This window comes from Pseudomonas sp. VE 267-6A (genome assembly GCF_024126555.1).
Classification (GTDB): domain Bacteria; phylum Pseudomonadota; class Gammaproteobacteria; order Pseudomonadales; family Pseudomonadaceae; genus Aquipseudomonas; species Aquipseudomonas palmensis.
Window position 1 is genome coordinate 204,153 of sequence record NZ_JAMYBY010000008.1, and the last position, 17,829, is coordinate 221,981.

Here is a 17,829-nt window from a genome sequence, read left to right on the forward strand (position 1 = left end):
TCTCAGTTCTCGATCGGCCGGGCCGCCGGCAGGTCGTTGCGGCGGCGGTGGAACAGGCGCTCCAGGGCCAAGTATATGACCGGCGTGGTGAACAGTGTCAGCGCCTGGCTGACCAGCAGCCCGCCCACCACCGCGATTCCCAGCGGCTGGCGCAGCTCGGCCCCGGCCCCGGCGCCGAGCATCAGTGGCACCGCGCCCAGCAGGGCGGCCAGGGTGGTCATGATGATCGGACGAAAGCGCGTCAGGCACGCCTCGTGGATCGCCGCCTCTGGCGCAAGCCCGCGCTGGCGCTGGGCCTCCAGGGCAAAGTCGATGAGCAGGATGCCGTTCTTCTTGACGATGCCGATCAGCAGCACCACGCCGATCAGGCCCATGATGGTGAAGTCCTGGCCCATCAGCCACAGCAGCGCCAGTGCGCCAAGGCCCGCCGAGGGCAGGGTGGAGATGATGGTCAGCGGGTGCACGAAGCTCTCGTAGAGCACCCCCAGAATGATGTACACCGCCACCAGCGCGGCCAGGATCAACCACGGCTGGCTCGACAGCGAACTCTGGAAGGCCTGGGCCGCGCCCTGGAAGGTGCCGATGATCGAGGCCGGCATGCCCAGCTCGCGCTGGGTGCGTTCGAGGATGCTCACCGCATCGCCCAGGGCTACCCCCGGTGCCAGGTTGAACGACAGATTGGCGGCCGGGAACAGCCCGTCGTGGCTGATCGACAGCGGCCCGGTGCTGGGCGCCGCGACCTTGGCCAGCGCCGCCAGCGGCACCATCTCGCCACTGAGGGGCGAGCGCAGGTAGAAGTAGGCCAGGCTCTCGGCCTTGCCACGCTGGCGTGCATCGATTTCCAGGATCACCTTGTACTGGTTGGTCTCGGTCTGGAACTCGCTGATCTGACGCTGGCCGAAGGCGTCGTACAGCGCCTGGTCAACGTCGGCGGTGGTCAGGCCGAAACGCGCGGCGGCCTGGCGGTCGATGTCGATGCGGGTCACGCTGGCGCCCAGCTGCAGGTCGTTGGACAGGTCGCGGAACGCCGGGTTGGCGTGCAGGCGTTCGGTCAGGCGCTGGGTCCACAGGTTGAGCGCCGGGCCGTCGTTGCTCTTGAGCACGTACTGGTACTGGCTGCGGCTGGGCCCGGAGCTGAGGTTGATGTCCTGCCCGGCCCGCAGGTACAGCACCAGGCCCGGCACCTGGGCGGCCTTGGGGCGCAGCCGGTCGATGAACTCGCTGGCCGACACGTCGCGCTGGGCAGGGTCCTTGAGGGCGATCCAGAAGCGCCCGTTGGCGATGGTCTGGTTGCTGCCGGTAACCCCCACCGAGTGCGAGAACGCGCGTACCGCAGGGTCGGCCTCGATGATCTTCGCCAGCGCCTGGTGCTTGCGCACCATGTCCGGGTACGACACGTCGGCTGCGGCCTCGGTGGTGCCGAGGATGAAGCCGGTGTCCTGCACCGGAAAGAAGCCCTTGGGAATGGCCACGTAGCCGCCGATGGCCAGGGCCAGGGTCACGAAGAACAGCCCGAGCATCAGCCGCTGGTGCGCCAGGGCCCTGACCAGCAGACGATCGTAACCGGCCACCAGGCGCTCGCCGAAGGTCGGCGCGGCGTGCTCGGGGTGTTGCGGGCGGCGCATGAACAGCGCGCACAGGGTCGGCGCCAGGGTCAGTGAGACCACCACCGAAATCAGGATGGTGGAGGTGGCGGTGAGGGCGAACTCCTTGAACAGCCGCCCCACCACGCCCCCCATGAACAGCAGCGGAATGAACGCGGCCACCAGCGAGAAGCTGATCGAGACAACGGTGAAGCCGATCTCGCCGGCGCCCTTGAGGGCAGCCGTGCGGCTGTCGTCGCCGGCCTCCAGGTGCCGGTGGATGTTTTCCACCACCACGATGGCATCGTCCACCACAAACCCCACGGCGATGACGATGGCCACCAGGGTCAGGTTGTTCAGGCTGAAGCCGAACAGGTACATCAGCGCGAAGCTGGCCACCAGCGATACCCCCAGCACGCTGGAGACGATCAGCGTGGCCGACCACTGGCGCAGGAACAGCGCCATGACCGCGATCACCAGCAGCACGGCGATCAGCAGGGTGATCTCCACCTCGTGCAGCGAGGCGCGGATGGTCTGGGTGCGGTCGCTGAGCACCGACACCTGCACCGATGCCGGGAGCATTTCCTCCAGGTGCGGCAGCGCCTGCATGACCCGGTCCACGGTGTCGACGATGTTGGCCCCGGGCTGGCGGAACACCACCAGGTTGAGGCCTTCCTGGTCGCCGGACCAGGCTTTGACATAGGCGTTTTCGGCGCCGTTGATGACCGTGGCCACGTCCTTGAGGTGTACCGGGGCGCCGTCGCGGTAGGCGACGATGAGCTGGGCGTATTCATCGGGGTGGAACAGCTGGTCGTTGGTGGCCAGGGTCGACACGCTGCTGTCGCCGTACAGCGCGCCCTTGGCCAGGTTGAGGCTGGTCTGCTGGATGGCCTGGCGCAGGTCGGCCAGGGTCAGGCCGATGGCGGCGAGTTTTTCCGGCTGGGCCTGCACGCGAATCGCCGGGCGCTGCTGGCCGGTGATGTTGACCAGCCCGACCCCGTCGATCTGGCTCAGCTGGCGTGCCAGCAGGGTTTCGGCGTAGTCGCTCAGTTCGTTGGCCGGCATCTGCGCGGAGCTGACGGTCATGATCAGCACCGGGCTGTCGGCCGGGTTGACCTTGCGCCAGGTGGGCAGGCTCGGCATGTCCTGGGGCAGGCGCGAGGAGGCGGTGTTGATCGCGGCCTGGACTTCCTGGGCGGCTGTGTCGATGTTCTTGTCGAGGGTGAACTGCAGGATCAGGCTGGTGGAGCCCAGTGCGCTGCTGGAGGTCATCTGGGTCATGCCGGGGATGGCGCTGAACTGCACCTCCAGCGGGGTGGCCACCGACGAGGCCATGGTCTCGGGGCTGGCGCCGGGCAGCTGCGCGCTGACCTGAATGGTGGGGAAGTCCGCCTCGGGCAGCGGTGCCACCGGCAACTGCGGGAACGCCACCACGCCCAGCAGCACCAGGGCGAAGGTCAGCAGCAGGGTGGCCACCGGGCGGTCGATGCACCACGCACTGATCGAGCTGCGCCCGCTCATGGCTGCACACCGCTGCCGGCAACATCGTCGCCGACGGGCGCGGCGGGCGGGGCTGTCAGTACCTCGACCCGGGCGCCGGGCCTGAGCCGCGACTGCCCGTCGGCCACCAGCGTGTCGTTGACCGCTACGCCGCTGATCACGTTGAGGTTGCTGTCCTGGTACAGCACCTTGACCGGCACCACCGCGACCTTGTCGCCCTCGACGCGGTACACGAAGTGCTGGTCGATGCCCCGCTGCACCACGCCGGGGGGCACCACCAGCGCATCGCGCTGGATGCTGGTCTGGATCTTCAGGCTCACCAGTTGCCCCGGCCACAGGCGGGCCTGGGCATTGTCGAACGCGGCCTTGGCGCGCAGGGTGCCGGTGTTGGCGGCGATCTGGTTGTCGATCAGGCTCAGGTGCCCTTCACCCAGCAGCAGGCCGCCGCTGTCGCCGTTGCCTTCGAGGTAGGCACGGATCGGCGCCGGGGGTTCGGCGGCCACCAGCCCCTGCAGGGTCGGCAGCCATTGCTGCGGCACGGCGAACTCCACCGCAATGGGGTCGATCTGGGTCACGCTGAACAGGCCCTGGGCGTCGCTGGTGCGCACCAGATTGCCTTCGTCGATGTTGCGAATGCCCACCCGTCCGGTGACCGGCGAGCGGATCTGGGTGTACGACAACTGCACCTTGGCCGCGGCGATCGCTGCCTGGTTGCCGAGGATGCTTGCCTTGAGCTGGTTGACCAGTGCCTGCTGCTGGTCGAGGGTCTGGCGCGAGATGCCGTTGTCTTCGCTGAGCAGGCGGTAGCGCCTGAGGTCGACCTCGGCCACCTGCTGCTGGGCCTGGCTCTGGCCCAGTTGCGCCTGGGCCTGCTCGAGGCTGGCGCGGATGCTGCGGTCATCCAGGGTGGCCAGCAGGTCGCCGGCCTGCACCGACTGGCCCTCCTTGACCAGGATCCGGGTCAGCACGCCCTCCACCTGGGGGCGGATCTGCACGCTGTGCAGCGACTGCACCGCGCCGATGGCGCTGAGGTAGTGCGGCACATCCTGCTGCTGCACCTGGATCACACTGACCGGGGTGGCCACGGGCATGGCCGGTTGGCTGGCCGTGTGGCGACCGAAAGTCAGGTACAGCGCCAGGCCCAGCAGCAACGCTATCAGGCCGAAAAAAAACACTCGAGAGCTGGAAATTCGCATGCGTGCACGGCGCCAGGGCAGAAAAAGGAGGGCTGTCAGTAGGTTATAGCTGCTACTGGGGGTCAGCAGTGTGACGCCCACCTGTCAGCGCTGTCAGCTGGCAGATGGCCAAGTGCCAATAGTCTGCGCTGGATCAAGGTTTTACTAAATGTTGCCCCGTAGAGTCTCTCGCCCTGCCGCCCCTCCACCTATAAAAACGCGAGCGCTTTCGATGAAGAGCAATCTGCCTGTGACCGGCCGCAATGTAGATTACCCCGGTGACGCGAATATCCTTTCCACCACCGATCTGACCAGCGCCATTACCTATGCCAATGAGGATTTTCTCAAGGTCAGCGGGTTCGAGCGCGACGAGCTGATTGGCCAGTTGCACCATGTGGTACGCCATCCCGATATGCCTTCCCAGGCCTTTGCGCAGATGTGGCAGACCCTCAAGGCCGGCCGCTCGTGGATGGGGCTGGTGAAGAACCGCTGCAAGAATGGCGACCATTACTGGGTCAGCGCATTCGTGTCGCCGGTCACCAGCCAGGGCCAGACGGTGGAGTACCAGTCGGTGCGCACCAAGCCCACCCCGGCGCAGGTGGAGGCCGCCGAACGCTGCTATGCACGCTTGCGCCAGCAGCGCCCGTTGCCCTGGTGGCAACGCCTGCCGCGCCCTGGCCTGGCGTTGCAGCTGGGGCTGGGCACAGGCCTGGTGCTGGCAGTGGTGCTGGGCACCAGCCGCCTGCTGTTGCCGGCGCTGCCGTGGCAGTGGCTGCTGGAGCTGGTGGCCGCCGGTGGGCTCAGTGCGCTGCTGGTGTCGGCGCTGCTGCGCCCGCTGGAACAACTGCGCGTGCGGGCGCAGTCGATTGCCGACAACCCGTTGAGCCAGCAGCTGTATACCGGCAAGGCGGGCGCCGTGGGGCAGATCGAATTCGCCCTGCTGATGCTCGAGGCGCAGATCGGGGCGGTGGTGGGGCGCATTGGCGATACCTCGCAGCGCCTGGCCGGCCACACCGCAGAGCTGGCCCAGCACCTGCAGCACAGCCACACCACCACCCTGGGCCAGCAGGGCGAGGCCGATCAGGTGGCGGCGGCAATCAACCAGATGACCACCAGCGTGGCCGAGGTGGCCAGCAATGCCCAGCAGGCTTCGGAGGCCGCCGAGCATGCCGAAGATGCCACCCAGAATGGTCACCAGTTGGTGGACCGCAGCCGCAGCAGCATCCTCGAGCTGGCCAGCGCGCTGAGCGCTGCCACCGAGGTTATCCACACCCTGGAAGGCCACAGCATGGAAATTTCCGGAGTGCTGTCGGTTATCCACAGCATCGCCGAGCAGACCAACCTGCTGGCACTGAACGCGGCCATCGAGGCGGCGCGGGCGGGGGATCAGGGGCGTGGCTTTGCGGTGGTCGCCGATGAGGTGCGCGGCCTGGCCAAGCGCACGGCCGAGTCCACCGGCGAAATCCAGCGCATGATCAGCGCCTTGCAGCGCGGCACCCGCGATGCGGTGCAGGCCATGCACGAGAGCCGCGAGCATGCCGGGCAGAGCGTCGAGCAGGCGCAGCAGGCGGCGGTGGCGCTGGACGGCATCAGCCAGCAGGTCAACCAGATCAGCGAGATGAGCCTGCAGATTGCTGCGGCGGTGGAGCAGCAGAGCCTGGTCAGCGAAGATATCAACCGCAACATCATCAGCATTCGCCAGGCCAGCGAAGAGAGCGTGGTGGCCGGTCAGCATGGGCATGCCAACGCCAGCGACGTGGCCGGCCTGGCCGAAGACCTCCGGCGCCTGGCCGAGGAGTTCTGGCAGCGCCGCTAGGCGCCGCTCAGAAACCGATGAAGCTGTAGTGGCCAGCCGATGTGCTGCACACCCGGGCGCCGGCCTGATGCAGTTGCTCGACCAGTGCCGGGTTTTCCACGTGCAGGGTCCAGGGCGCCAGCGCGGCGTTGCCCGGGGCATGCAGGGCGGCGTGCAGCGCCCCGGTGTCGGGCAGGTAGGCGGTGAAGCCGTTGCCCTTGAGCGCGCTGGTGGTGATGCCCAGTTGCTGGCAGATCTGCACCTTGGCGTGGATATCGTCGCGGTCGGCCTGGCGCGAGCGCTCGATCAGCTCGGCCAGTTGGCGGTCCATCAGCTGGCTGCCGTGGATCAGTACCGGGCCGCGTTGCCAGGCTTCGGTCGGGCAGTCCTTGGCGTCGGGGCGCAACGGGATGTGCGGGTTGATTTCCATCGGGTAGATGCGGCACACCAGCGGCCGGCGCTCATAGATGCGGCACAGGTTGTCGGCATCCAGATTGCGGCAGGCGCCGGGGTTGAACGCGGCGAAGGTGATGGCCACGTGTGCCTGGGTACTGCCGCAGGGCACGGCGCAGGCACGGCGGGTGGCGTGCTCGCGCTGGGCGTCGGGCAGGCCCAGGCCGTTGGCCAGAAAGGCTTCCACCAGCACGATGAGCTGGCCGCCATCTGCCACCCAGTGGCGCGCTTCGTCGAGGGTCAGGGGAACGTGGTGGCCATTGCAGCATTTGCCACAGCCGGTGCAGTCGAACTGGAGTGAGGTTGCAGCGCTGGTCACGGTTTGGCGGGGGTCCATTCGGTGATGAAGGCGGTCTTGCGCTGCTTGTCGAACAGGCACAGCTCGCTGCCTTGCTGGTTCTTCATGTGCTTTTGCGGGTAGTGGCCGCTGATCAGCAGGGCACTGTAGCCGACGCGGTCGTCGAACTCGGCCGGCTTGCTGGCGGGTCGGGCATCCTTGAACTGGCTGGCGGCGAGGCAGGCCCTGGTCAGGGCTTTTTCGTGGTTAGCCCAGGCTTGATCACTGGAGGCGTGGGCGCCCAGGCTGAACAGGGCCAGCAGAGTAAAGGTAAGGGTTTTCATGATGGGCGGCTCATGGGGGGCAGGCCGCTGATTATGCCAGAGCGTCGATTTTTGCAGGAGCGGGAGCGTTTCAGCGTTTGTCCGGTTTTTTTCGCCGGCAAGGCCGGCTCCTACAAAGGTACGCGGTGCCTGTAGGAGCCGGCCTTGCCGGCGAAGGGGGCCGGCTCAGCGCTCGGCGAAAGCCACCGCCCGCGCTGCCACGATCAGGCAATCGGTGAGTTCCGGCGAGGAGAACTTGGTCAGCACCGCGTTCGCCCCTGCCAGCCGGGCTTTCTCGCTGTTCATCGCGCTGTCCAGCGAGGTGTGCAGCAGTACATAGAGGTGCTGGAAGTCAGGCGTTTCGCGCAGCGTGCGGGTGAAGGCGTAGCCGTCCATTTCGGACATCTCGATGTCCGAGACCACCACGTTGATCTCCCGGTCGGTGCCCTGCAGCTCCAGCAGGGTGTCGATGGCATCCTTGGCGCTCTTGGCGGTATGGCATTCCAGCCCCAGGCCGCGCAGGGTCAGCACCGACTGGTGGAGTGCCACATGGCTGTCATCGACCACCAGTATGTTGGTGGCCTGCAGAACGGCGGCGTCTTCGGGGTTCAGCTCGCTGCTGCTCACTTCACGCGGCGGCGGCGCAATGCCGTGAATGACCTTTTCGATGTCCAGCACCTGCACCAGCGTGCCGTCCACCTGGGTTACCCCGGTGATGAATGCCTTGCTGCTCGACCCGTAGGGCGGCGGCTTGATGTCGGTACTCAGGCAATGCACGATGCGGCTCACCGCCTGCACGTGCAGGCCCTGCTTGGAGCGGCTGATGTCGGTGACGATCAGGCAGCCGCCGTTGGGGTCTTCCAGCGGGCGCTCGCCGATGGCGCGCGACAGGTCGATGACCGACAGCGAGTTGCCCCGCAGGGTGGCCACGCCTTTGACGTGCGGGTGCGATTCCGGGAGCTTGGTCAGGGGCGGGCAAGGGATGATCTCGCTGACCTTGAGCAGGTTGATTGCCATCAGCTTGCCGCTGCGCAGGGTGAACAGCAGCAGCGACAGCGAGTCGGCGCGGGCATTTTGCGAGGCCATAGGCACCTTCAGGGCAAAGAGAATAAGGGATCTGCCGGGTTATCGACCCGAGCACGCCAGGCTTTAATCCGCCACTGCACTTCAGCGTAGCCCCAGTCGGCGGGCCAGGCGGCTGAGGTTGGCGCGGTCCAGGCCCAGCTCGCGCGCGGCACTGGCCCAGTTGTGCTGGTGGCGCTCCAGGCAGGCCTCGATCAGCTGGCGCTGGTACAGGTCCAGGGCCTGGCGCAGGTCGGTGCCGGGCGGTGGTGGCAGTGGCGCCGCCACGCTGGGCGCTGCGCCCGGGCCGGCGCCGGGCAGGTCGAAGTCGCGGGCCTCCAGGGTCAGGATCTTCGGCCGCTCGGGGTGCTGGCCCAGCGCCTTGAGCGACGAGCGGCCGATCAGGTGCTCCAGTTCGCGCACATTGCCCGGCCAGTCGTACGCCAGCAGCGCGGCCTGGGCATCGCTGCTCAGGCGCAGGCTGTTCAGGCCCATGCGCGAGCGGTTCTGCTCCAGGAAGTAGCCGCTGAGCAGCAGCACGTCGCGCCCGCGCTCGCGCAGCGCCGGCACCCGCAGCGGGTACACGCTCAGGCGGTGGTAGAAGTCGGCGCGGTAGCGCCCGGCACGCACTTCCTCGGCCAGGTCGCGGTTGGTGGCGGCAATCAGGCGTACATCGACCTGGTGCTCCTGGTCCGAGCCCAGGCGCTGCAGCTGTCCGCTTTGCAGCACGCGCAGCAGCTTGGCCTGCACGGCCAGCGACAGTTCGCCCACTTCGTCGAGAAACAGTGTGCCGCCGTTGGCCAGCTCGAACTTGCCGCGTCGCTCGCCCACCGCGCCGGTGAAGGCGCCGCGCACATGGCCGAACAGCTCGCTCTCGACCAGGGTGTCGGGCAAGGCGGCACAGTTGAGGCTGATCATCGGCTTGTCGGCACGCGCCGACTGCTGGTGGATGGCCTGGGCCACCAGCTCCTTGCCGACCCCGGTTTCACCGGTGACCAGTACGGTCAGGTCGCTGCCGGCGACCAGGCGGATCTCTTCGAGCAGGTGCTTGTGGGCCTTGCTCTGGCCGATCAGTTCCTGGTGCTGCTGGCCGCTGGCCTGGCGGTAGATCTCGGCGCGCTGGTGTTCGTCTTCGGCGCGCAGGGCCAGGCGTTCGATACGTTGCGCCACGTTGACCGTGGCGGCGGCCAGGCTGGCGAAGGCCTGCAGGGCGTCCAGCTCGACCTGCTGGAAGCGCTCCGGGGCCAGCGCATCGAGGGTGATCAGGCCCCAGGGCCGTTCGTCGACGAACAGCGGGCAGCCCATGCAGTCGTGTACCTCCAGGTGCTGGTGCAGGCCCTCGACCAGGCCGTCGTAGGGGTCGGGCAGTTGGCTGTCGCTGGCAAAGCGGGTCGGCTCGCTGCGGCTGAGCAGGGCGGCGAAGCGCGGGTGTTCGCTGACCTTGAAGCGCCGGCCCAGGGTGTCGGGGCTCAGGCCGTCCACCGCCAGGGGGACCAGCCATTCGCCATCCAGGCGCAGCAGCGCGGCGGCGTCGCATGGCAACAGGGCGCGCATGGCTTCGAGCAGGCGACGGTAGCGTTCGCGTTCGGGCAGCTCGCGAGACAGGTCGCTGACCAGGGGCAGCAGTGCGGTAAGCAGGGATTTTGCGGTCATGATGACTCCTTCGAGTCTTTATGACTCTAGCAGGGCTGTGGTCAATTTGACTCAAAAATATTCAAGCTATTGATTTATATGGATTTAATAGTTGGCACGAAAGCTGAAACAACCCGGGTAGATTATCCAGAAGCCATAAGGCCCGGGAGTTACCCATGCTCAATGCCCAAGATCGTGCCATCGTCAAAGCCACCGTTCCGCTGCTTGAAAGCGGCGGCGAGGCGCTGACCACGCATTTCTACAAACTGATGCTCAGCGAATACCCCGAGGTGCGTCCGTTGTTCAACCAGGCCAACCAGGCCAGCGGCGACCAGCCGCGGGCGCTGGCCAATGGCGTACTGATGTATGCACGCCATATCGACCAGCTCGAGCAACTGGGCGGCCTGGTGAACCAGATCATCAACAAGCACGTGGCGCTGCAGATCCTGCCCGAGCATTACCCGATCGTCGGCGCCTGCCTGCTGCGTGCCATCGAAGAGGTGCTCGGCAAGGAGATCGCCACCCCCGAGGTCATCGCGGCCTGGGGCGCGGCCTACCAGCAACTGGCCGATATCCTGATCGGCGCCGAAGAGGGCCTGTACCAGCAGAAGGCCCAGGCGCCGGGTGGCTGGCGCGGTGCGCGGGCGTTCCGGCTGGCGGCGCGGGTGCAGGAGAGCAGCGAGATCGTCTCGTTCCACTTCGCCCCGCTCGATGGCGGCCCGGTCCTCAAAGGCGAGCCCGGCCAGTACCTGGGCCTGAAGGTGCAGATCGATGGCCAGGAGCACCGGCGCAACTATTCATTGTCGGCGCTGGGTGACGGCCGCGAGTACCGCATCAGCGTCAAGCGCGAGGCGGGCGGCAAGGTGTCCAACTACCTGCATGAGCACCTGCAGGTGGGCGATACCCTGGAGCTGTTCCCGCCGGCGGGCGAGTTCACCCTGAGCGCCAGCGACAAGCCGCTGGTGCTGATCAGCGGCGGGGTAGGGATCACCCCGACCCTGGCGATGCTCGACGCGGCCCTGGCCAGCGGTCGCCTGGTGCACTTCATTCATTGCGCGCGCAACGGTGCGGTGCATGCGTTTCGCGACTGGGTGGACGAACGCGCGGCGCGTCATCCGCAGCTCAAGCGCTTCTATTGCTACGCCGAGGATGATGGGGTGAGCCTGCCGGCCGACGCCGTGGGGCTGCTGAGCCAGGATCAACTGGCGCAGTGGCTGCCGGTCGAGCGTGACCTGGACGCGTACTTCCTGGGGCCCAAGGGCTTCATGGCGGCGATCAGGCGTCAGCTCAAGGCCCTGGGGGTGCCGGAGCAGCAGAGCCGCTACGAGTTCTTTGGGCCGGCGGCGGCACTCGAGTAAGGGCCGGGGCCTGTTCGCCGGCAATGCCGGCGCCTGCAGCTAAGCGTATGTGCTGCAGGCGCCGGCTAAGCTGCCGACCTTAATCTTCTTTTAATCGGTTTAACCTTCACTCCCTGTGGTCATGGTCGGCGTGTAGAATTGCGCCCAGGCTTGAGCCACCTATCTAGTGAAGGGAACGGGAATGAACGATCTAACGCAGCGCCTGAATCGGGAACGGCGCTTTCTGGTACTGCTGGGCGCCATCTGCCTGGCGCTGATCGGCGGTGCCCTGTACATGCAGATCGTGCTGGGCGAGGCACCGTGTCCACTGTGCATCCTTCAGCGCTATGCGTTGCTGTTCATCGCCCTGTTCGCCTTCATCGGTGCGGCCATGCCCGGGCGGCGCAGCCTCACGCTGTTCGAGGCCCTGGTGGTGCTGAGCGCCATCGGCGGCATTGCTGCAGCGGGCAACCACGCCTACATTCTGGCCAACCCGGCCGTCAGCTGCGGCATCGACACACTGCAGCCGATCGTCGACGGCCTGCCGCTGGCCTCGGTGCTGCCGCTGGTGTTCCAGGTGGATGGTTTCTGCTCGACGCCGTACCCGCCGGTGCTGGGGCTGTCGCTGGCGCAATGGGCGCTGCTGGCCTTCGTGCTGACCGCCGTGCTGGTGCCGCTGGGCATCTACCGCAACCGTCGCCAGCGTTAGACAAAAGTCCCGTGTCGAGGCAAGTGCGCAGGGCTTGAGAATTTTCCGAAGAAGTCGCCTCCAGGTTGACCTGGATCAAGTCCCAACCCTTGCGGTACGGGCATTTCAGGGCTACAGCCAGGGGTGCGACAAACTGTCGCGAAATTGATTTTTGCTGCGCTATTGTTACGTTTTCTGTAAAGGACTGTTGCTCAATAAGTCATAGTCATGGCCATGTTACGTCACTACAATCGCCCCCAATTTCCGTTCGGCACCGCTTGCGAGTTGCAGGATTAAAGGAGCTCCGGCCCCTTTCGTGACTCTGACGAGCATCGCCTGCGGCGATGCCGGGCTGACCCCCCTCCCGTGATTTTCCGCACCAAATGGAATTGGTCTGTAAACAGGCCTGATTGCCTACGAAGTCAAAACAATAAGCACCGTTGCACACCGGTTCTGCCGAGCAGCCGCAGCTGAATTCCGGCGTGACCGTATTCGATCCCATAAATGCTGACGCTTGGCAGGACGAAGTGTTGGCGACCAAAACACAAATTGCATTGAAGCAAGCTGCTCTAGAGGTCGTGAGATGAGTAAAAAGCGTTACCCCAGACTGTTTGGCATTCTGCCCTTTTTAGGCATGCTTTTACTCAGTGGGTGCAACTGGACCCTGCTCGACCCGAAGGGCCAGGTCGGCATTGAGCAAAGGAACCTGATCCTGATCGCTACCGGCCTGATGTTGCTGGTGGTGATTCCTGTCATTTTCATGACGATCGCGTTCGCGTGGAAGTATCGCGCCTCCAACAAGGCTGCCACCTACACCCCTGACTGGTCGCACTCGACCAAGATCGAAGTGGCCGTATGGTCCATCCCGGTGCTGATCATCATCGCCCTGGGTTATGTCACCTACCTCTCCACCCATAAGCTGGACCCGTACCGTCCACTGGATTCCGACGTGAAGCCGGTGCAGATCGACGTGGTCGCGCTGGACTGGAAATGGCTGTTCATCTACCCGGAACAGGGCATTGCCACGGTCAACAAGATCGTCTTCCCGGCCAACACCCCGGTCAATTTCCGCGTGACCTCCGACGCCGTGATGAACTCGTTCTTCATCCCGGGCCTGGGCGGCCAGATCTACGCGATGGCGGGCATGACCACCAAGCTGCACCTGATTGCCAACCAGAACGCCGAGTTCGACGGGATCTCCGCCAACTACAGCGGTGCCGGCTTCACCGGCATGAAGTTCAAGGCGATCGCCACGTCCCAGGAAGATTTCGAGGCGTGGGTCAACGAGGTCAAGCAGTCGCCGCAACAACTGGACAAGGCCACCTACGAGGCTCTGGCCAAACCTAGCGAAAACAACCCGGTTGCGCTCTACAGCGTGGCCCCGGAAAACATGTTCCAGTCCATCGTCGACAAGTACGAGGGCATGAACCGTGGCAAGCCGGTGGTGCACGAGAAGAAAGAGCACAAAGAAGCGGCCGAAGCGATGGACGTGAGTATGCATTCAGCTGCTGGGGCAGAGGAGTAAAAGATGTTCGGTAAACTTAGTCTGGACGCGATCCCGTATCACGAGCCGATAGTCATGGTGACCCTCGCCATGATCGCGCTCGGCGGTCTCGCGTTGGTTGCTGCAATCACCTATTTCCGCAAGTGGACCTACTTGTGGACCGAGTGGCTGACGTCGGTCGACCACAAGAAGATCGGGGTGATGTACATCATCGTCGCGATGGTCATGCTGCTGCGCGGCTTTGCCGACGCCATCATGATGCGTACCCAGCTGGCCATGGCCACTGGCGGCGCCGAGGGCTATCTGCCTCCTGAACACTATGACCAGATCTTCACCGCTCACGGTGTGATCATGATCATCTTCATGGCGATGCCATTCTTCACCGGCCTGATGAACCTGGCCCTGCCTCTGCAGATCGGTGCACGTGACGTTGCCTTCCCGTTCCTCAACTCCCTGAGCTTCTGGCTGCTGGTGTCCGGCGTTGCGCTGGTCAACATCTCCCTGGGCGTGGGCGAGTTCGCCAAGACCGGCTGGGTGGCCTATCCACCGCTGGCGGGTATCCAGTACAGCCCTGGGGTCGGTGTCGACTACTACATCTGGGCGCTACAGATATCCGGATTGGGGACAACGCTGACCGGTGTCAACTTCCTGGCCACCGTGCTGAAAATGCGCGCCCCTGGCATGAAGCTGATGGACATGCCGATCTTCACCTGGACCTGCACCTGGGCCAACATCCTGATCGTGGCTTCGTTCCCGATCCTGACCGCGACCCTGGCACTGCTGACCGTTGACCGTTATCTGGACTTCCACATTTTCACCAACGAGCTTGGTGGGAACCCGATGATGTACGTCAACCTGTTCTGGGCATGGGGTCACCCTGAGGTGTACATCCTGATCCTGCCGGCGTTCGGCGTGTTCTCGGAAGTCATCTCGACCTTTACCGGCAAGCGCCTGTTCGGCCACAAGTCGATGATCTACGCCTCGGGTGCGATCTCGGTTCTGGGCTTCGGCGTATGGCTGCACCACTTCTTCACCATGGGTTCGGGCGCCAGCGTCAACACCTTCTTCGGTCTGGCGACCATGCTCATTTCGATCCCGACCGGGGTCAAGCTGTTCAACTGGCTGTTCACGATCTACCAGGGCCGTCTGCGCTTCACCGCGCCAGTGCTGTGGACCCTGGGCTTCATGGTGACCTTCTCGATCGGCGGCATGACCGGCGTACTGCTGGCCGTACCTGGTGCTGACTTCGTGCTGCACAACAGCCTGTTCGTGATCGCTCACTTCCACAACGTGATCATCGGTGGTGCGGTGTTCGGCTACATTGCCGGCTTCGCCTTCTGGTTCCCGAAAGCCTTCGGTTTCACCCTGAACGAGAAGTGGGGCAAGGCTGCCTTCTGGTTCTGGATCTCCGGTTTCTACGTGGCCTTCATGCCGCTGTACGCACTGGGCTTCATGGGCATGACCCGTCGTCTGAACCACTCGGACAACCCTGCCTGGGAACCGTACCTGTACGTGGCCGTGGTCGGTGCCGTGCTGATCCTGTTCGGTATCGCCTGCCAGCTGATCCAGCTGTACGTGTCGATCCGCGATCGCAAGGACAACATGGACGTCACTGGCGACCCATGGAATGCGCACACCCTGGAATGGTCGACCTCGTCGCCACCGCCGTTCTACAACTTCGCCACCATGCCGGAAAAAGTCGGCCTGGACGCATGGACCGAAGCCAAGCGCGCCGGTATCGCCTACAAGGCTCCGGCCCAGTACGCACCGATCCACATGCCGAACAACACCGCTACCGGTCTGTACATGGGCGCGCTGTTGACCGTCTTCGGTTTCGCCACCATCTGGCACATCTGGTGGTTGGCCGCGGTCGGCCTGATCGGCACCATCGCTGTCTTCGTTGCTCACGCTGCGCGTGACGACCAGGGCTACATGGTTCCTGCCGAGGAAGTGGCACGTATCGAAGGTGAGCGTCTGAAGCACCTCGGTCTGGCTACCGGCTCGCCAGTCGGTGCGCCTGTCGAATCGTTTGAACGGGTTTAATCAATGTCCAGTCATGTAATCAATGCTGATGCTGCTCATGGTCACGACCATGGGCACGAAGAACACCACGACTCGGGCCAGATGACCGTATTCGGTTTCTGGCTGTACCTGATGACCGACTGCATCCTGTTTGCGTCGATCTTCGCAGCCTACGCGGTGCTGTCCGGCAACTTTGCCGGCGGCCCGTCGGGTCACGACATCTTCGAACTGCCGTATGTACTGGCTGAAACCGCGCTGCTGCTGTTCTCCAGTATCACCTTCGGCTTCGCCATGCTGCAGATGTACAAGGGCAACAAGAACGGTGTACTGGCCTGGCTGGCAGTCACCTTCCTGCTCGGCCTTGGCTTCATCGTCATGGAAGTCAACGAGTTCCACCTGCTGATCAGCGAAGGCTTCGGCCCGCAGCGCAGCGGCTTCCTGTCGGGCTTCTTCGCCCTGGTCGGCACCCACGGTCTGCACGTGACCGGTGGTCTGATCTGGATGGCCGTGATGATGTACCAGATCCAGAAGAAGGGCATCACCGGTTCGGCCAAGACCCGCATGGGTTGCCTGAGCCTGTTCTGGCACTTCCTGGACGTGGTCTGGATCTGCGTATTCACCGTTGTCTATCTGCTGGGGGTTCTGTAAATGGCTAACGCACATAACGAGCACGCCGAGGGCAGCCACGGCAGCGTGAAGTCGTACGCAATCGGCTTCGTACTGTCGGTGATCCTGACGCTGATCCCGTTCGGTCTGGTGATGTACCCGACCTTGCCCAAAGACATGACCGTACTGATCGTGGTGGCCTTCGCGGTCATCCAGATCGTCGTGCACCTGTACTACTTCCTGCACCTGGACCGTTCGCCAGAGCAGCGTGAGAACGTCAGCGCCTTCCTGTTCACCGGGTTGGTCATTGCACTGTTGGTCGGCCTGTCGCTGTGGATCATGTTCAGCATCCACACCAGCATGATGGCGAAGTGAGGTAAGACGGCATGTCCTTTAAGCACTTTATCCAAATCACCAAACCGGGGATCATTTTCGGTAACGTGCTTTCTGTGGCAGGCGGTTTCTTCCTTGCCGCGCAAGGGCATGTGGACTTCATGCTGTTCCTGGCCACGGTGATCGGCACTTCGCTGGTGGTGGCGTCCGGTTGCGTGTTCAACAACTGCATCGACCGTGACATCGACATCAAGATGGAGCGCACCAAGAACCGTGTGATGGTTCAAGGGCAGGTCTCGCTGAAGATCGCGCTGGCCTACGCCACCCTGCTCGGGGTGGCCGGGCTTGGCCTGCTGTACGTGCAGGCCAATGCCCTGGCAGCGTTGTTCGGCCTGATCGGGTTCATCATCTACGTGGGTTTCTACAGCCTGTACCTGAAGCGCAAATCGGTGCACGGCACCCTGGTAGGCAGCCTGTCCGGTGCCATGCCTCCGGTGATCGGCTACTGCGCCGTGAGCAACAGCTTCGACCTGGCTGCGTTGACCCTGCTGGTGATGTTCAGCCTGTGGCAGATGCCGCATTCCTATGCGATCGCGATCTTCCGCTTCAACGACTACCTGGCGGCCTCGATTCCGGTACTGCCGGTCAAGCGTGGCATCCTGGTGGCCAAGAAACACATCCTCTGGTACATCGTGGCGTTCCTGGCAGCGACCCTGATGCTGACCATCGGTGGTTATGCCGGCATGAGCTACATGGCTGTTGCGGCGGCGATGGGCATGTACTGGTTGTACATGGCCTGGACCGGCTACAAGGCTGTGGATGATCGCCTGTGGGCGCGCAAGCTGTTCGTGTTTTCCATCTTCACCATCACTGCGTTGAGCGTGATGATGTCGTTGGACACCAAGGTGCCGACCGAGCTGCTGCTGACCTACGCGCATTGATCTGATGTGTTGAAAGAGACCCCGGGCCGAAAGGTGCCGGGGTTTTTTTTGCCCTTCAGAAACGGCTTCGCTCTTGCTCTTGCTCTTGCTTTTGCTTTTGATCTTTCCGTCCTTCAGGAGGCCGAATGGAGCCCGCGTGTAGTGGGGTGTAGGGCCATGGATGGCCCGGAAAGTGCCGACGGGCAGGGACGCCCGTGCGGCGCGGCCCCACGGAGCGTGGGTGGAGTGAGGGGACCCGTAGCGAAGCGTAGGGCCGGATGCTGGACGGAGCGGTTTTGCTTACTTTTTCCAAGAAAAAAGTAAGCCGCTGTAAGAGCGGAAGGGGCCCTAAATGTCGATATCCATGCTGGATAAGCACATGATTGTCGATTTTCATGTCGGTGTGATTATCCGACATGGATAGCGCTGCGAGCGGCGCCTTCCGCTCTTACAGCGGGTCACTTTTGGCAAACGCCCCAAAAGTAACCAAAAAGGCTGGGCCCTGCATACGGCCCTACGCTTCGCTCCGGGTCCCCTCGCTCCGCACCTGCTCCGGGGGCCGCGCCGCACGGGCGTCCCTGCCCGTCGGCACTTTCCGGGCCATCCATGGCCCTACACC

At 64.2% G+C, this 17,829-nt stretch carries 14 protein-coding genes; 8 read left to right on the forward strand and 6 right to left on the reverse strand.

The window, feature by feature from the left end:
* Nucleotides 1-2 precede the first annotated feature (2 nt).
* Nucleotides 3-3,104, reverse strand: coding sequence for a multidrug efflux RND transporter permease subunit (locus NJH59_RS11665; RefSeq protein WP_043864395.1), 3,102 nt, complete (start codon nucleotides 3,102-3,104; stop codon nucleotides 3-5).
* Nucleotides 3,101-4,279 carry an efflux RND transporter periplasmic adaptor subunit gene (locus NJH59_RS11670; protein WP_058541382.1) on the reverse strand — a complete coding sequence of 393 codons (1,179 nt, stop codon included), beginning with the start codon at nucleotides 4,277-4,279 and terminating at the stop codon, nucleotides 3,101-3,103. Before NJH59_RS11670 ends, NJH59_RS11665 begins: the two co-directional genes overlap by 4 nt.
* A gap of 211 nt (nucleotides 4,280-4,490) precedes the next feature.
* On the opposite strand from NJH59_RS11670, the gene NJH59_RS11675 reads away from it, so the two are divergent.
* Complete coding sequence (locus tag NJH59_RS11675) at nucleotides 4,491-6,074, forward strand: PAS domain-containing methyl-accepting chemotaxis protein (protein ID WP_054916290.1); 1,584 nt, start codon at nucleotides 4,491-4,493, stop codon at nucleotides 6,072-6,074.
* A gap of 7 nt (nucleotides 6,075-6,081) precedes the next feature.
* Here the strand turns inward: NJH59_RS11675 and NJH59_RS11680 are convergent, their stop codons facing one another.
* From NJH59_RS11680 to norR, 4 genes are all read right to left on the reverse strand, one after another.
* Nucleotides 6,082-6,843, reverse strand: coding sequence for a YkgJ family cysteine cluster protein (locus NJH59_RS11680; RefSeq protein WP_078479911.1), 762 nt, complete (start codon nucleotides 6,841-6,843; stop codon nucleotides 6,082-6,084).
* The gene (locus tag NJH59_RS11685) at nucleotides 6,822-7,127 is read right to left on the reverse strand and encodes a hypothetical protein (RefSeq protein ID WP_253086820.1); all 306 of its coding nucleotides are present in this window, start codon (nucleotides 7,125-7,127) and stop codon (nucleotides 6,822-6,824) included. Before NJH59_RS11685 ends, NJH59_RS11680 begins: the two co-directional genes overlap by 22 nt.
* Before the next feature lie 165 nt (nucleotides 7,128-7,292).
* Complete coding sequence (locus NJH59_RS11690; protein WP_043864400.1) at nucleotides 7,293-8,192, reverse strand: chemotaxis protein; 900 nt, start codon at nucleotides 8,190-8,192, stop codon at nucleotides 7,293-7,295.
* Nucleotides 8,193-8,273: 81 nt separating this feature from the next.
* Nucleotides 8,274-9,821, reverse strand: coding sequence for a nitric oxide reductase transcriptional regulator NorR (gene norR, locus NJH59_RS11695; RefSeq protein ID WP_043864401.1), 1,548 nt, complete (start codon nucleotides 9,819-9,821; stop codon nucleotides 8,274-8,276).
* 155 nt (nucleotides 9,822-9,976) lie between these two features.
* Between norR and hmpA the strand changes: the two genes are divergently transcribed.
* From hmpA to cyoE, 7 genes are all read left to right on the forward strand, one after another.
* Complete coding sequence (gene hmpA / locus NJH59_RS11700; RefSeq protein ID WP_088515291.1) at nucleotides 9,977-11,158, forward strand: NO-inducible flavohemoprotein; 1,182 nt, start codon at nucleotides 9,977-9,979, stop codon at nucleotides 11,156-11,158.
* A gap of 181 nt (nucleotides 11,159-11,339) precedes the next feature.
* Nucleotides 11,340-11,846, forward strand: a complete 507-nt coding sequence (locus NJH59_RS11705) for a disulfide bond formation protein B (RefSeq protein ID WP_043864403.1) — start codon at nucleotides 11,340-11,342, stop codon at nucleotides 11,844-11,846.
* A gap of 562 nt (nucleotides 11,847-12,408) precedes the next feature.
* On the forward strand, nucleotides 12,409-13,350 hold the full coding sequence (cyoA, locus tag NJH59_RS11710; protein WP_043864404.1) for a ubiquinol oxidase subunit II: 942 nt from the start codon (nucleotides 12,409-12,411) through the stop codon (nucleotides 13,348-13,350).
* A 3-nt stretch (nucleotides 13,351-13,353) separates the two neighbouring features.
* Nucleotides 13,354-15,372, forward strand: a complete 2,019-nt coding sequence (cyoB, locus tag NJH59_RS11715; RefSeq protein WP_043864405.1) for a cytochrome o ubiquinol oxidase subunit I — start codon at nucleotides 13,354-13,356, stop codon at nucleotides 15,370-15,372.
* A gap of 3 nt (nucleotides 15,373-15,375) precedes the next feature.
* On the forward strand, nucleotides 15,376-15,999 hold the full coding sequence (gene cyoC / locus NJH59_RS11720) for a cytochrome o ubiquinol oxidase subunit III (RefSeq protein ID WP_043864406.1): 624 nt from the start codon (nucleotides 15,376-15,378) through the stop codon (nucleotides 15,997-15,999).
* Entirely contained in the window at nucleotides 16,000-16,332 is a 333-nt protein-coding gene (cyoD, locus tag NJH59_RS11725; RefSeq protein ID WP_043864407.1) for a cytochrome o ubiquinol oxidase subunit IV, read from the forward strand. It begins immediately after the preceding gene.
* An 11-nt stretch (nucleotides 16,333-16,343) separates the two neighbouring features.
* The gene (gene cyoE / locus NJH59_RS11730; protein WP_043864408.1) at nucleotides 16,344-17,231 is read left to right on the forward strand and encodes a heme o synthase; all 888 of its coding nucleotides are present in this window, start codon (nucleotides 16,344-16,346) and stop codon (nucleotides 17,229-17,231) included.
* Nucleotides 17,232-17,829: the final 598 nt, after the last annotated feature.

Bases quoted from the DNA above. Each gene is read 5' to 3' on its own strand.
- NJH59_RS11670 (WP_058541382.1), bottom strand. From the start codon at position 4,279: ATGCGAATTTCCAGCTCTCGAGTGTTTTTTTTCGGCCTGATAGCGTTG.
- NJH59_RS11685 (WP_253086820.1), bottom strand. From the start codon at position 7,127: ATGAAAACCCTTACCTTTACTCTGCTGGCCCTGTTCAGCCTGGGCGCC.
- NJH59_RS11705 (WP_043864403.1), top strand. From the start codon at position 11,340: ATGAACGATCTAACGCAGCGCCTGAATCGGGAACGGCGCTTTCTGGTA.
- cyoE (WP_043864408.1), top strand. From the start codon at position 16,344: ATGTCCTTTAAGCACTTTATCCAAATCACCAAACCGGGGATCATTTTC.
- NJH59_RS11680 (WP_078479911.1), bottom strand. From the start codon at position 6,843: ATGGACCCCCGCCAAACCGTGACCAGCGCTGCAACCTCACTCCAGTTC.
- norR (WP_043864401.1), bottom strand. From the start codon at position 9,821: ATGACCGCAAAATCCCTGCTTACCGCACTGCTGCCCCTGGTCAGCGAC.
- NJH59_RS11690 (WP_043864400.1), bottom strand. From the start codon at position 8,192: ATGGCCTCGCAAAATGCCCGCGCCGACTCGCTGTCGCTGCTGCTGTTC.
- cyoB (WP_043864405.1), top strand. From the start codon at position 13,354: ATGTTCGGTAAACTTAGTCTGGACGCGATCCCGTATCACGAGCCGATA.
- cyoC (WP_043864406.1), top strand. From the start codon at position 15,376: ATGTCCAGTCATGTAATCAATGCTGATGCTGCTCATGGTCACGACCAT.
- cyoD (WP_043864407.1), top strand. From the start codon at position 16,000: ATGGCTAACGCACATAACGAGCACGCCGAGGGCAGCCACGGCAGCGTG.
- NJH59_RS11675 (WP_054916290.1), top strand. From the start codon at position 4,491: ATGAAGAGCAATCTGCCTGTGACCGGCCGCAATGTAGATTACCCCGGT.
- cyoA (WP_043864404.1), top strand. From the start codon at position 12,409: ATGAGTAAAAAGCGTTACCCCAGACTGTTTGGCATTCTGCCCTTTTTA.
- NJH59_RS11665 (WP_043864395.1), bottom strand. From the start codon at position 3,104: ATGAGCGGGCGCAGCTCGATCAGTGCGTGGTGCATCGACCGCCCGGTG.
- hmpA (WP_088515291.1), top strand. From the start codon at position 9,977: ATGCTCAATGCCCAAGATCGTGCCATCGTCAAAGCCACCGTTCCGCTG.